The organism is Micromonospora sp. NPDC047620 (genome assembly GCF_043205005.1).
In the GTDB taxonomy this organism is placed as follows: domain Bacteria; phylum Actinomycetota; class Actinomycetes; order Mycobacteriales; family Micromonosporaceae; genus Micromonospora.
Map to the genome: position 1 here is coordinate 228881 of NZ_JBIDDG010000002.1, position 13533 is coordinate 242413.

Consider the following 13533-nt stretch of genomic DNA (forward strand, 5'->3'; position numbering starts at 1 on the left):
AGCCAGCCTAGCCGGCCCCCTCGTCGGCCCCGGCGACGCGGGTCAGCTCGGGGTACGGAACTTGCGCAGGAAGGCGGGCAGGAGCCAGGGGCGCCGCCCGCTGACGCGCACCTTGCCGGTGAGCACCGCCCGGGCCCGGCTGATCCGGCCGAACATCATCAGGTTGAGCGTGGCGGGGTCGTGGTCGACCACGGCGTCGGGCCGGGCGTCCGGCTCGGCGAACGACACCCGGCCCCGGTGCAGCAGCAGCCGGACCGGGGCCGCGTACGCCGAGCGGAACTCGACCACGATCCGGCGCTCACTCGGCGGCGGCCCGCCGTCGATCAGCCGCCCGTAGCCGTGCCGGACCACGCCGGCCAGGAACAGCTCCAGGAAGAGCACGGCGTGTGGGCTGGGCACCTCCCACGGCAGCCCGGTGGCGCGGGCGACGTCGTGGCCGTGGATGAGCACCTCGTTGACCAGGTGGGCGCAGAGACCGGCGAGGGGGACCTGCGCCCCGCCGAGCCACGACACCGTCTCGTCGGGGCGCCGCTCCTCGCAGGCGGCCAGGAACTGCTTCACGTCGGTCTGGAACCGGTCGAGCAGGACCTGCGGGTCGCGCTCGGTGAGGTGGCCGAGCAGCACGTCGTTGAAGCCCGCCACCGTGTCGACGCTGGTCTCGGGGAGCAGCCCGTCGAAGCCCGGCACCGGCGGGAGCGGGCGCTCCGGATCCACCAGGCAGACGTACAACCAGGCGATGGTGCCGACATGGGCGAGCGTGTCCGCCACCGACCAGTGGGCCGTGGCCATGGCCTGTGGCGGGGCGGCGCGGACCAGATCGACGAAGCGGTCGCTCTGGTCCGCCAGGGCCGTCCGCGCCACCCGCCACCGTTCGTCGCTGACCGTCGCCGTCATCCGCCGCCTCCCGGCTCGCCGACCGCTGGAGGCAACAGGCTACAGCGCACGGTCACCGCCCGGTGACGCGCAGCTTGCGGACTTCGTCAGCCGGCCGAGCGCTCCCAGTCGACCGTGGGCAGGCCCGCGTCGGCGAGGGCCTTGTTGGCCGCGCTGAACGGCCGGCTGCCCAGGAAGCCGCGCGGGTTCATCGGGCTGGGGTGCCCGGCCTCCAACACCACGTGCTGCGAGTTGGTGACCAGCGCGGCCTTCTTGCGCGCGTAGCCGCCCCAGAGCAGGAAGACCACCCGGGAGTCCAGCGCGTCGAGCGCCCGGATGGTGGCGTCGGTGAACTCCTCCCAGCCGCGGTTCGCGTGCGAACCGGGCGTGGCCTCGCGGACGGTGAGCACCGAGTTGAGCAGCAGGACGCCCTGCGCCGCCCAACCGCTCAGGTTGCCGCTGCGCGGCTTCGGCACGCCGACGTCCTCGCCGAGCTCCTTGAAGACGTTGCGCAGCGACGGCGGCACGCTCACGCCCTCCCGCACGCTGAAGCTGAGCCCGTGCGCCTGCCCCGCCTTGTGGTAGGGGTCCTGCCCGAGGATCAGCACCCGGCAGTCGGCCGGCGCGCAGAGCCGGTAGGCCGAGAAGAGGTCCTCGACCGGCGGGAAGACGGTGCTTGTCGCGTATTCCCCGGCGACGAACGCGGCCAGCTCGGCGGTGCGGGCCGGGTCGAGGTGCGGGGTGAGCACGGCACGCCAGTCCTCCGGCAGCAGCGCCAGCAGGTCCAGGGTGGGGGCGTCGTCGGGCATCGGCAACCTTTCGCCTGTCGAATCCGTCCCGCGCACTCTAGGCAGACAGTACGACAGCGCTCACCCGAGGGCGGCGAGGCGCTGCGCCCAGTCGCCGCCGACCGGCTCCAGCTCGACCACCCGGGTGTCGTCGTCGCGCCGGTTGACGCGCACCCGCAGGTGCGCCTCGACCAGTTGCTCGACCAGGCCCTCGCCCCACTCGACCACGGTCACCGACTCGTCCACCGAGGCGTCCAGGTCGAGGTCGTCGATCTCGGCGCGCGGATCTGCCGCGTCGCCCAGCCGGTACGCGTCGGCGTGCACCAGCGCCACCGTGCCGCCCCGGGCCGGGTCCGGCCGGTGCAACCGGGCGATCACGAAGGTGGGCGAGGTGATGTCGCCGAGCACCCCGAGCCCGGCCCCGATGCCCTGGGTCAACGCGGTCTTGCCGGCGCCCAGCGGCCCGGTCAGCAGCAGCAGGTCGCCGGCGCGCAGCAGCCCGGCCAGCCTCCGCCCGAACCCGTGGGTGTCGTCGACCGTCGGCAGCTCGACGACATGCGTCACAGCTCCTCCAGGAAGCGCGTCAGTGCCGCGTTGACCTCGTCGGCGTGCTCCAGCATCACCACGTGCCCGCTGTCGGAGATCTTGACGAACTCGGCGTGCGGCAGCCGCCGGACGATCTCCTCCGAGTGGGTCACCGGGGTGATCATGTCCTTGTCGCCGACGACCACCAGCACGGGGGTGTCCGCCAGCGCGGCGAGCGCCGGGAAGCGGGAGTGCGTCGCCAGCGTCCGCAGGTAGCGCGTCACCGTGTCGGCCGACGTGCGCGAGTTCATCGTCTCGACGTACGACACCAGGGCCGGGCTGGGGTGGCGGGTGCCGAAGCCGTACCTGCGGGTGAGCAGCCAGGCCACGTTGGTGGTGGACCTGCGGGCGCGGTCGATCACCGTGCCGCCGTAGCGGGTGACGTTGCCGACCATGTAGAGCACGGGCGCGCCGACCCGGCCGAGCAGAGCCGGCGCCACCAGCTTGGTCTCGGCGAGCAGGCCGCCCGAGGTGGCCATCAGCACGGTGCCGACGACCCGGTCGCCGAACAGCTCCGGGAACAGCTCGGCGAAGGCCATGATCGTCATGCCGCCCATCGAGTGGCCGACGAGCACCAGCGGCCCCTCCGGGGCGACGCGGTCGATCACCTCGCGCAGCGTCCGGCCGAGCGCGGTGAGGTCGTACTCGCCCGTCTCCAGCCGCCCGGACCGGCCGTGCCCCGGCTGGTCGTACGCGACGATCCGGAGCTCGCCCCGCTCGGCGAGCACCTTGCGCTGGAAGTGGAAGGTGCCCATGTCCAGGCAGAAGCCGTGCACCAGCACCACGGTCGGGTTGCCGGGCGTCGGCCGGGTCGGCTCGACCACCTCGACGTGGATGTCGGTGCCGTCGGGCATCTCCAGCCGGAACGCCTCGTCGTACCGCTGCTCGCCGAAGACCTCGTCGGCGTACCGGTCGGTGGGGTCGGACTTGAGCTTGCGGACCAGGGCGCGTTCGGTGGCGACGCCGGCCGCGAGCCCGGCGGCGGCGACCCCGACGGCGGCCAGCGCGCCCACGGCGGCCCGGGCGTGCCCGGAGCGGGGCAGCGGAATCCGGGAACGGGACGTCACGGGCGCTCGCCGTCGTAGACGCGGGGCACCCGGCTGCTGCCGAACCGGGTGACGATCTCGTAGTTGATGGTGCCGGCTGCCTCGGCCCAGTCGTCGGCCGTGGGCTCGCCGCCGGCGCCGCTGCCGAAGAGCGTGGCCACGTCGCCGGCGGCCACCGGGTCGTCGCCGCAGTCGAGCACGAACTGGTCCATGCAGACCCGGCCCGAGATCCGCCGCCACCGGCCGCCGAGCTGCACCGGCCCGCTGTTGGAGGTGTGCCGGGGCACCCCGTCGGCGTAGCCGAGCGGCACCACTGCCAGGTTCGCCTCCCGCTCGGTGGTGTAGGTGTGCCCGTACGAGACGCCGGAACCGGCGGGGACGCGCTTGGCGAGCATCACCCGGGCCCGCGCGGTCATCGCCGGGCGCAGCCCGTAGCTCTCGCCGACCACCGGGGAGAGCCCATAGACGGCGAGCCCGGGCCGGACCAGGTCGAAGTGCGCGTCCGGTCGGGTCAGCGTGGCGGCGGAGTTGGCCAGGTGCCGGTAGCGGGGCCGCAGGCCGGCCTGCTCGGCCATGCCGATGCCCTCGTGGAAGACGGCGAGCTGACGGTCGATGGTCGGGTGGCCGGGCGAGTCCGCGTAGACGAAGTGGCTCCACACCCCGACCACCTCGACCAGGCCGTCGGCCTGCGCCTTGGCGGCGGCGTCGAGCAGGGCCGGCCAGTCGGCGACGGTCGCGCCACCCCGGGACAGCCCGGTGTCGATCTTGAGATGCAGCCGGGCCGGTCGGCCGGCCGCGCGGCCCGCCTCGACCATCTCGTCGAGCTGGGGCAGGCTGGCGGCGCCGAGGTCGACCCCGGCGGCGACCCCCTCGTGCAGCGGCAGCCCGGGCGCGAGGAGCCAGGCCAGCACCGGCACGGTGATCCCGGCCCGGCGCAGCGTCAGCGCCTCGTCCAGCGTGCAGACGCCCAGCCAGTCCGCCCCGGCGTCCAGCGCGGCGCGGGCGGCCGGGACCATGCCGTGGCCGTAGCCGTCGCCCTTGACCACCGCCATCAGCTCGGCGGCGGTGCCGGCCCGCAGCCGGCTCACGTTCTCCCGGATCGCGTCCAGATCCACCCGCACCTCGGCCTGCCACATGCCCCCAGCCTACTTTCCGCGCTGATCTCCCCGGCCCAGGCCGGCGGAGCCAATGCGGTCAGCCGAGACGGGCGAGAACCGGGCGGAGGGCGTCGGCCACGTCGGGCGCGGTCACCGGCCCGCCCCGGGCCGCCTCCCGACCGGCCAGCCCGTGCAGGTACGCGGCCGAGGCCGCCGCGCGCTCCGGCGCCAGCCCCGCCGCGAGCAACGAACCGAGCAGCCCGGCCAGGACGTCGCCGGTGCCCCCGGTGGCCAACGCCGGGGTGCCGGTCGGGTTGACGTACGCCCGGCCGTCCGGCGTGCCGATCACCGTGCGGTCGCCCTTGAGCAGCACCACGGCGTTCATCCAGGCGGCCAGCCGCAGCGTGGCCGCCACCCGGTCGGCGCCCGGCGTCTCCCCGCAGAGCCGGGTGAACTCGCGGTCGTGCGGGGTGACCACGATCGGGGCGTCCCGCTTGCGCAGCCGGTCGGCGAGCGAGCCGTCGACCAGCAGGGTCAGCGCGTCGGCGTCGAGCACCACGGGCACCGGGGCGGCGAGCACCGCGCGCAGTTCCCGGGCCGCCTCCTCGCCGGTGCCCAGCCCGGAGCCGCAGACCCAGGCCTGCACCCGCCCCGCGTCGGCGACCCGGCCGGCCGCGATCACCGAGGGGTGCCGGTGCAGCACGTCGGCCCGGGCGGAGCCGGCGTAGCGGACCATGCCGGTCGGGCCGGCCAGCGCCCCGGCGACCGAGAGCACCGCCGCGCCGGGGTAGGTGGCCGAGCCGGTGGCGACGCCCACCACGCCCCGGGTGTACTTCTCCGACGCCGCGCCGAGCCGGGGCCACCAGTCCACGACGTCCGACCACTCGATCACGCGCAGCGTGGGGCTGCCGCGCAGCCACGGCTCCAGCCCGATGTCGACCAGTTCCACCTGACCGGCGAGCGGGGCGGCCGGGCCCACCACCAGCGCGGGCTTCAGCGCGCCGAACGCGACCGTCACGTCGGCGCGGACGGCGCTCGGCCGCCCGGTGGCGGTCAGCGGCACGTCCCCGGTGTCGACCGCGACACCGCTGGGCACGTCCACCGCGACCACGGTGGCGGGGGCGCCGTCGCGCCCGCAGTGCCGCACCAGGCTGGCGGCGAGCTGGTCGGCGGTGTCACGGAGCCCGCCCCGCCCGCCGATCCCGACGATGCCGTCCAGCACCATGTCGACCGTCGCCGGCGGCCGGTCCACGATCCGCCCGCCGGCGGCCCGCAGCGCGGCCAGCCCCTCGGCGTGCGCCCGGCCGGGGCTGAGCAGCAGCGCCGACACGGCCGCGCCGCGACGGGCCAGGTGCGCGCCGGCCAGGAGCGTGTCACCGCCGTTGTCGCCGGAGCCGACCAGCAGCAGCACCCGGGCGGCGTAGACCCCGCCCCGGTCGGCGAGCAGCAGCGCGCAGCGGCGGGCCAGCCCGGCGGCGGCCCGCTTCATCAGCGTCCCGGGCGGAAGGGCGGCCATCAGCGCCGCCTCCGCCGCGCGTACGTCCGCGACCCGCCACACCGGTCTCACGCCACCGCCCCCGTCCGAGCTTCCCGGCGCGCCAGGTCGGCGCGCTCCGATCACCGTTCCGCGACCACCATGGCCGAGGCGATCCCGCCGTCGTGGGACAACGAGAGATGCCAGCGGTTGACCCCGCGCTCGGTGGCCGCCGCCGCGACCGTGCCGGAGACGGTCAGCCAGGGACGGCCGTCCGGGTCCGGCACGATCTCGCAGTCGTGCCAGCTCAGCCCGGCCGGCGCGCCGAGCGCCTTGGCGACCGCCTCCTTGGCCGCGAACCGGGCGGCCAGCGACTCCGGCGAACGTGGGTTGCCGGAGCTGGTGTAGCGCTCGGCCTCCGTGAAGAGCCGGTCGGCGAGCAGCGGCGTCCGCGCCAGGGCCCGGGCGAACCGCTCGACCAGGACGACGTCGATGCCGACAGCGACGATCACGGGCTCACCCTACCGGCGCGGGCGGCCGCACATTAGCCGCCGGCTCGGGGCCGGGCAATGCCTGTGGACGACGGGTGTCCGTCCGCCGGGGCCGTCGTCCACAGGGTGCCTGCCGGGGTGTGGACGCCGCCTAGCGTTCCGGTCGTCGATGTTCCGCGAGGCACGGGGGCCGAGGATGACCGAGGAGCCGATCACCGTACGACCCGACGCGCTGCGCCGGGCGGCGAGCGCGCTCGGCGACGACGCGTACCGGCTGGGGCACGGGCTGGCCGGGGTGGCCGGGCTGGTGGTGCCGGCCCCGGAGTGGGCGGCCGGGGCGGCCCTGACCGGGCTGGAGTCGGCCGTGCACGCCTGGTTCGGTGCGCTCGGCGCCCGGGTGGCCGCGACGGCCGGTGCGGTGCGGGCGGCGGCCGAGGCGTACGAGTCGGTGGACGACCGGGCGGCCGGCCGGCTCGCCGCCCTCCCCCGGTGACCGCGCCGGCCCGACCGGCGGCGGGCGGAGCCGGGTCGGCACCACTGGCGGCCGGATCCGCGCCGGCACCACCAGCGGTGGGCCGAGCGGGCCCGACCGGCCGGCCGGCGCATCCCGCCGAGCGGGCAACGGGCCGAGCCGGGCCGTCCGGGCGGCCGGCGCACCCCGCCGAGCGGGCGCCGGCCGTGGGATACCGGCAGCTCTGGGCGGTCGACCCGGGTGCCTGGCGGGCCGCCGGGGCGGCCTGGCGGGGGTTGACCGACCGGGTCGGGCGCCGGGCCGACGAGTTGTCCGCCGGGGCGGCGGCGCTGCGCGCCGACTGGTCGGGCGGCGCCGGCGGGGCCGCCGACGCCCGGCTCGCGGCGCTGCGCACCGAGCTGACCACGGTCTGCCCCGCCCTGATCGAGGCCGATCAGGTGCTGGCCGAGTTCGCCGGTCGGCTGGGGGCGGCGAAGGCCCGGCTCGCCGCCGCGGTGACGCGCGCGGACGGCGCCGGGCTGCTGGTCGACCGACGGGGGCGGGTCGCCGCCGATCCCGCCCGCGCGCCGGCCTCCCCACGGTCGGGGCAGGTCGCGGCCGGGGTGGGCGCGGCGATCCGGGAGGCGCTGGCGCTGGCCGGGGCGGCCGACAGGGAGGCGGCCGACCGGCTGGGAGCCCTGTCCGCCGCCGCCCGGTCGACGTGGGTCGCCCCGCCGCCACCCGGCCGGCCTCCGCCCGGCGCCACCCCGGCCGCGGTGCGGGCGTGGTGGGCCGGGCTCACCCCCACGCAGCGGCGGTGGCTGGTGGCGCACGAGGCGGCGCTCGTCGGGCGCCTCGACGGGGTGCCGGTGGCCGCCCGCGACCAGGCCAACCGCCTGCTGCTCGGGGCGCGGCGGGAGGAGTTGCTCGCCGCGCGGCGCCGGCTGCTGGAGCGGGTGCCGCGCAGGCCGGTCGAGCTGGCCGGGCTGCTGCGGGTCGAGCGGGCACTGGCGGGGCTGGACGCGCTGACCGGGCGCCTGGCCGCCGGCGAGGCGCCCCGGGCGTACCTGCTGGGGCTGGGCACCGCCGGCGAGGGCCGCGCGGTCGTGGCGCTGGGCAACCCGGACCGGGCGGCGCGGACGCTGACGTACGTGCCGGGGATGACCGCCGGCCTGGGCGACGTGCCCGGCGAGCTGGGCCGGGCGGCGCGGGTGCTGTCCCGCTGCGCCGCCATCGCGCCGGAGGAGGAGACCGCCGCGGTGCTCTGGCTGGACTACGACGCCCCCGACTTCCTGCACGAGGCGGCCTGGCCGGGGCAGGCCCGGGACGCGGGCCCGGCGCTGCACCGGTTCCAGGAGGGGCTGCGGGCGACCCACGACGGGCCGCCGGGCCGGCAGACCGTGCTGGGCCACAGCTATGGCTCGCTGGTGGTCGGCACGGCCGCCCGCGACCACGGGCTGGCCGCCGACGCGCTGGTCTTCGTCGGCTCGCCCGGGGTGGGCGTCGCGCACGCCGCCGAGCTGGGCCTGCCACCCGGGCAGGTCTGGGCGAGCACCGCGCCGGACGACGTGATCCGGCTCGCCCGGCCGCCGGACGAGCTGGCCCGGCAGGCCCTGCTCGCCGCGTCGCCGCTCGGTGTGGCCGCCCGGCTGGCCGGCGGACCGGAACGCGAGCTGTGGTTCGGCCAGGACCCGGCCCACCCGGGCTTCGGCGGGCGCACCTTCCCCAGCGGCCGGCACGGGCACACCGGCTACTGGGCGGCCGACAACCCGGCGCTGGACGGCATGGCCCGCGTGGTGCTCGGCCGTTGACGTGGCGACGCCACGCGGGACCTCCGCGACGAACGGACCCCGGACGGGCGGCGGGTCCCCGGGATTCCGGGATTGGCCGGCGGCGCGGCGGGCGCCCCGCCGCCGGCCGGCGTCACTCGACCGTCACCGACTTGGCCAGGTTGCGGGGCTGGTCCACGTCGTGCCCCCTGGCGGCGGCGATCTCGGCGGCGAGGACCTGCAACGGCACGGTGGTGACCAGCGGCGCGAGCAGCGTCGGCGTACGCGGCACGTAGATCAGGTGGTCGGCGTAGCGGACGACCGCCTCGTCGCCCTCCTCCGCGATCACGATGGTCCGGGCGCCGCGCGCCCGCACCTCCTGGATGTTGGAGACCACCTTGTCGTGCAGCATGCCCCGGCCGACGGGCGACGGCACGATGCAGATCACCGGGGTGCCCTTGTCGATCAGGGCGATCGGGCCGTGCTTCAGCTCGCCGGCGGCGAAGCCCTCGGCGTGCATGTACGCCAGCTCCTTGAGCTTGAGCGCACCTTCCAGGGCCACCGGGTAGCCGACGTGCCGGCCGATGAACAGCACGGTCGGCTCGGTCTTGAGGTCGCGGGCCAGCTCGCGGACCGGCTCGATGCGGTCCAGCAGCTCGCGCAGCTTGCCCGGCATCCGGTGGAGCTGCTCGACGACGGCGGCCACCTCGTCGGCGAACTTGATCCCCCGCACCTGGGCCAGGTGCAGGCCGATCAGGTAGCACGCGACGAGCTGGGTCAGGAACGCCTTGGTCGAGGCGACGGCGATCTCGGGGCCACCGTGGGTGTAGAGGACGGCGTCGGACTCGCGGGGAATCGTGGAGCCGTTGGTGTTGCAGATGGCCAGGACGCGGGCCTTCTGCTCCTTGGCGTGCCGCAGCGCCATCAGCGTGTCCATCGTCTCGCCGGACTGCGAGATCACGACGATCAGCGTGGACCGGTCGAGAACCGGGTCGCGGTAGCGGAACTCGCTGGCCAGCTCCACCTCGCAGGGGATCCGGGTCCAGTGCTCGATGGCGTACTTGGCGACCAGGCCGGAGTGGTAGGCGGTGCCGCAGGCGACGATGAAGATCTTGTCGACGTCGCGCAGGTCCTGGTCGCTGAGGCGGACCTCGTCGAGCATGATCTCGCCGGTCTCGGTGAGCCGACCGAGCAGGGTGTCGGCGATGGCCTGGGGCTGCTCCTCGATCTCCTTGAGCATGAACCAGTCGTAGCCGCCCTTCTCGGCGGCCGAGGAGTCCCAGTCGATGTGGAAGTCCTTGCCGCTGGCGGGCTGGCCCGAGAAGTCGGTGATCTCGATGGTGTCGCCGGTGATGAGGACGATCTGGTCCTGGCCCAGCTCCACCGCGTCCCGGGTGTGCTCGATGAACGCGGCCACGTCGCTGGCGAGGTAGTTCTCCCCGTCGCCCCGGCCGACGACCAGCGGCGAGTTGCGGCGGGCGCCGACGACGGCGCCGGGCACCGCGGCGTCGACGGCGAGCAGGGTGAACGCGCCCTCCAGACGCTGGCAGACCACCCGCATGCCGGCGGCGAGCAGCTGCGGGCCCTCGGGGTGCCCGGCGGCGCGCAGGTCGGCCAGTGCGGCGGAGAGCAGGTGCGCCGCGCACTCGGTGTCGGTGTCGCTGCTGAACTGGACGCCGTCGGCCTCCAGCTCGGCGCGGAGCTTCGCGAAGTTCTCGATGATGCCGTTGTGGATCACGGCGACGCGGCCGTCGGGGGCGAGGTGCGGGTGGGCGTTGCGGTCGGTCGGGCCGCCGTGGGTGGCCCACCGGGTGTGCCCGATGCCGGTGGTGCCGTCCCCGATGCCGATGGGGCTGGCCGCGCAGGACGTCGGGTCCTCGGCGGCCCGCTCGGAGAGCACCTTCTCCAGGTTGGCCAGCTTGCCCGCCTTCTTCTCGGTCAGCAGCTCGCCGTCGCAGACGATGGCGACGCCGGCCGAGTCGTAGCCGCGGTACTCCAGCCGCCGTAGTCCGTCGAGCACGATTCCGAGCGCCGGGCGCGCGCCGGCGTAACCCACGATTCCACACATGTCCCGCAGCCTAACCCAGTTTCGCTCATCGCGTGTGCGCGAAAGCCGGGTAAACGATCACCGAATTTGAGCGATCGGGTAACGGCCGGGATCCGGGAGGACAAATGGCCGCCCCCCGTACGCCGGGGGCGAAACCGGCACGAGAAGTGGCTTGCCCGCGTCGGCCGCGTACGGCACCCTGACGGCCGCGCGCGGCCGAAGACACCATCACCGGCGGCGCGTGGCGACTGACCTGCGCCCCATGAGGACGTACCCGCCCGCGCCGTGAGGACCGACCGGCAGCCGGCATCGGATCGACGCCTGCCCGTCTAGAGTGAGCCGCCGGTCCACAGCGTGATCAACCGGCGACCAACCTGGACCCTTCGCGGCCGCCCCGCCCGCCTTCCCGGAGCACAGCCATGTCCCACGCCACGCCGTCGCCCGAGCCGACCCCGCCGGCAGGCCCGTCCGCACCCGATGCGGCCCCCGCCGGCCCGCGTGCGTCGGGCAAGCGCTCTCCCACGGTGGACCTCGGCGTCGCCGCCGGCGCCGTCGTCGTCTTCGGCATCTGCGCCTGCCTCGGCCTCGCCGACCGCCTTGTCAGCACCGTCGACGAGGGCGACCCGGACCGCCCGCTCGCCCACCTGCCCTACCCGTACCAGCAACCGCCTGGCGGCGGGTGGCCGACGGCCGAGCCGGCCCCGACGACCCCGCCAGCCACGCCGGCACGGACCGTCGCACCGGCACGGACGCCCTCCGACGGGCCGGGCACGGTCACCGTCGTCTACGAGGTGACCGGCCGCGGGCCAGCCGACGTGGAGTACTACGACGCCAACGGTGACTTCGTCCAGACCGAAGGGGTCACCCTGCCCTGGCGGATGCGGTTGCGCGCACACGACGCCGAGCGGGTGATGGTGCTGGCCACCGGCCCCGACCGGAACAGCGCGATCGGCTGCCGCATCACCGTCGACGGCCGGGCCGCAGCCGAGGACGGCGGCCGGTGGCAGGTCACCTGCAACAAGGGGACGACGGGTTGAACCCGGGCCGGGAGTCCGTAGGCTGGCGGGCGTGACCACCACCGCCGATGTCGACCCGCTGGTGGCGCGGATGCGCGCGTTCGGGACGACCGTCTTCGCCGAGATGTCCGCCCTGGCCGTCCGTACCGGCGCGGTCAACCTCGGCCAGGGCTTCCCGGACACCGACGGGCCGGCGGAGATGCTCGCCGCGGCGGCCGAGGCGCTGCGCACCGGGCAGAACCAGTACCCGCCGGGGCCGGGCGTCCCGGCGTTGCGCGCGGCGCTGGCCGCGCACCAGCGCCGGTTCTGGGGGCTGGAGTACGACCCGGACGGCGAGATCGTGGTGACGGCGGGCGCCACCGAGGCGATCGCGGCGGCGGTCCTCGGGCTCTGCGAGCCGGGCGACGAGGTGATCTGCTTCGAGCCGTACTACGACTCGTACGCCGCCTCGATCGCGCTTGCCGGCGCGGTCCGGCGCCTGGTCACGCTGCGTCCCGCCGCCGACGGCCGGTACGCCTTCGACCCGGCGGCCCTGCGCGCCGCGTTCGGCCCACGCACCCGGCTGGTGCTGTTGAACTCGCCGCACAACCCGACCGGCAAGGTGTTCACCCCCGACGAGCTGGCCCTGGTCGCCGAGCTGTGCCGGGAGCACGGCGCGTACGCGGTGACCGACGAGGTGTACGAGCACCTGGTCTTCACCGACGCCGCCGCCGGCCACGTGCCGCTGGCGACCCTGCCCGGCATGCGCGAGCGGACGCTGCGCATCTCCTCGGCCGGCAAGACGTTCTCCTGCACCGGCTGGAAGGTCGGCTGGGTGAGCGGGCCGGCGGCGCTGGTCTCGGCGGTGCTGCGGGTGAAGCAGTTCCTCACCTTCGTCAACGCCGCGCCGTTGCAGCCGGCGGTCGCGGTGGCGCTGGCCCTGCCGGACGACTACTTCACCGGCTTCCGGGACGGCATGCAGGCCCGCCGGGACCAGCTCGTCGGCGGGCTGACCGACGCCGGGTTCGAGGTGCTGGCACCGGAGGGCACGTACTTCGTCACCGCCGACGTCACCGCCCTGGGCGGGCGCGACGGCGTGGAGTTCTGCCGGTCGCTGCCCGAGCGGTGCGGGGTGGTCGCCGTCCCGACCCAGGTCTTCTACGACGACGCCGACGCCGGTCGCCGGCTGGTCCGCTTCGCCTTCTGCAAGCGCCCGGAGGTCCTGACCGAGGCCGTCACCCGGCTGCGTCGGCTCACCGACACGCGGTGACCGGCGCCTGCGCCTGACCGTCAGCCGGCGGCGCGGGTCGGGCCGCTCCCCCGCTTCGCCGACGTCCCCTCCGAGCGGGGCGCCCGGAGCCTGGCGACCATCGCGCCGCCGTCGGCGAGCAGCACCCCCTCGGCGTCGTCGACGAAGGCCAGGTCGGCCTCGACGTGCCGACTCGCCGCCGAGAGCAGCAGGCCGACCACCGGATCGTCGGCCCGGCGGCGCAGCCCGTCGAGGTTGCGCAGCTCCCGCATCAGGTGACCGCGTTGGTTGCCGAGCACCGTCCGCACGGTGGCCGGGTCGCCGGACCGGGCCGCGGCGGTCACCTTGAGGAAGAAGTCGTCCCGGAACCCGCCGCTGCGCGGGCTGGGCTCGGCGAGCCAGCGGTCCAGCTCGGCCCGGCCGTCCGGGGTGATCTCGTAGACCACCCGGTCGGGCTTGACCGGCTGGGGATGCCGTTCGGCCACCACCAGGCCGTCCCGGGAGAGCCGGTCGAGGATCTGGTAGAGGTGCCCGATGTTGAGCGGGCCCCACTGCGGGCCGACCGCCTCCTCAAAGGCGCCCTTCAGCTCGTAGCCGTAGCTGGGGCCGCCGGCGAGCAGGGCCAGGACCGCGTGCTGTATCGCCACCGTCTCCTCCGATCCGATCCG

At 75.7% G+C, this 13533-nt stretch carries 13 protein-coding genes; 4 read left to right on the top strand and 9 right to left on the bottom strand.

Features of this window, described 5'->3' with window-relative positions; translation table 11 throughout:
• Positions 1 to 42: 42 nt before the first annotated feature.
• The 7 genes from ACGF5C_RS03345 to ACGF5C_RS03375 all read right to left on the bottom strand — a co-directional run bounded on the left by ACGF5C_RS03345 (position 43) and on the right by ACGF5C_RS03375 (position 6375).
• A complete protein-coding gene (locus ACGF5C_RS03345; RefSeq protein WP_393296284.1) occupies positions 43 to 894 on the bottom strand; it encodes a maleylpyruvate isomerase family mycothiol-dependent enzyme in 852 nt (283 codons plus the stop codon).
• 86 nt (positions 895 to 980) lie between these two features.
• Positions 981 to 1682 carry a uracil-DNA glycosylase gene (ung, locus tag ACGF5C_RS03350; RefSeq protein WP_393296286.1) on the bottom strand — a complete coding sequence of 234 codons (702 nt, stop codon included), beginning with the start codon at positions 1680 to 1682 and terminating at the stop codon, positions 981 to 983.
• A 60-nt stretch (positions 1683 to 1742) separates the two neighbouring features.
• Entirely contained in the window at positions 1743 to 2225 is a 483-nt protein-coding gene (gene tsaE / locus ACGF5C_RS03355) for a tRNA (adenosine(37)-N6)-threonylcarbamoyltransferase complex ATPase subunit type 1 TsaE (RefSeq protein ID WP_393296288.1), read from the bottom strand.
• Entirely contained in the window at positions 2222 to 3313 is a 1092-nt protein-coding gene (locus ACGF5C_RS03360; protein WP_393296290.1) for an alpha/beta fold hydrolase, read from the bottom strand. Before ACGF5C_RS03360 ends, tsaE begins: the two co-directional genes overlap by 4 nt.
• Positions 3310 to 4428 carry an alanine racemase gene (gene alr / locus ACGF5C_RS03365; RefSeq protein WP_393296292.1) on the bottom strand — a complete coding sequence of 373 codons (1119 nt, stop codon included), beginning with the start codon at positions 4426 to 4428 and terminating at the stop codon, positions 3310 to 3312. Before alr ends, ACGF5C_RS03360 begins: the two co-directional genes overlap by 4 nt.
• A gap of 58 nt (positions 4429 to 4486) precedes the next feature.
• Complete coding sequence (locus ACGF5C_RS03370) at positions 4487 to 5956, bottom strand: NAD(P)H-hydrate dehydratase (protein ID WP_393296294.1); 1470 nt, start codon at positions 5954 to 5956, stop codon at positions 4487 to 4489.
• Between the two features lie 50 nt (positions 5957 to 6006).
• Positions 6007 to 6375, bottom strand: a complete 369-nt coding sequence (locus tag ACGF5C_RS03375) for a holo-ACP synthase (RefSeq protein ID WP_350704088.1) — start codon at positions 6373 to 6375, stop codon at positions 6007 to 6009.
• Between the two features lie 175 nt (positions 6376 to 6550).
• Here ACGF5C_RS03375 and ACGF5C_RS03380 point away from each other — a divergent pair, with 175 nt between their 5' ends.
• On the top strand, positions 6551 to 6847 hold the full coding sequence (locus ACGF5C_RS03380; RefSeq protein ID WP_393296296.1) for a hypothetical protein: 297 nt from the start codon (positions 6551 to 6553) through the stop codon (positions 6845 to 6847).
• A gap of 185 nt (positions 6848 to 7032) precedes the next feature.
• Entirely contained in the window at positions 7033 to 8616 is a 1584-nt protein-coding gene (locus ACGF5C_RS03385; RefSeq protein WP_393296298.1) for an alpha/beta hydrolase, read from the top strand.
• Positions 8617 to 8728: 112 nt separating this feature from the next.
• Here the strand turns inward: ACGF5C_RS03385 and glmS are convergent, their stop codons facing one another.
• Entirely contained in the window at positions 8729 to 10642 is a 1914-nt protein-coding gene (glmS, locus tag ACGF5C_RS03390; RefSeq protein WP_393296300.1) for a glutamine--fructose-6-phosphate transaminase (isomerizing), read from the bottom strand.
• Positions 10643 to 11145: 503 nt separating this feature from the next.
• Here glmS and ACGF5C_RS03395 point away from each other — a divergent pair.
• Positions 11146 to 11658, top strand: coding sequence for an MmpS family transport accessory protein (locus tag ACGF5C_RS03395; protein ID WP_393296302.1), 513 nt, complete (start codon positions 11146 to 11148; stop codon positions 11656 to 11658).
• 31 nt (positions 11659 to 11689) lie between these two features.
• Positions 11690 to 12886 (top strand): pyridoxal phosphate-dependent aminotransferase, encoded by a 1197-nt coding sequence (locus tag ACGF5C_RS03400; protein ID WP_393296304.1) that lies wholly within the window; start codon positions 11690 to 11692, stop codon positions 12884 to 12886.
• A gap of 20 nt (positions 12887 to 12906) precedes the next feature.
• Here the strand turns inward: ACGF5C_RS03400 and ACGF5C_RS03405 are convergent, their stop codons facing one another.
• Positions 12907 to 13512 (bottom strand): PadR family transcriptional regulator, encoded by a 606-nt coding sequence (locus ACGF5C_RS03405; protein ID WP_393296306.1) that lies wholly within the window; start codon positions 13510 to 13512, stop codon positions 12907 to 12909.
• Positions 13513 to 13533: the final 21 nt, after the last annotated feature.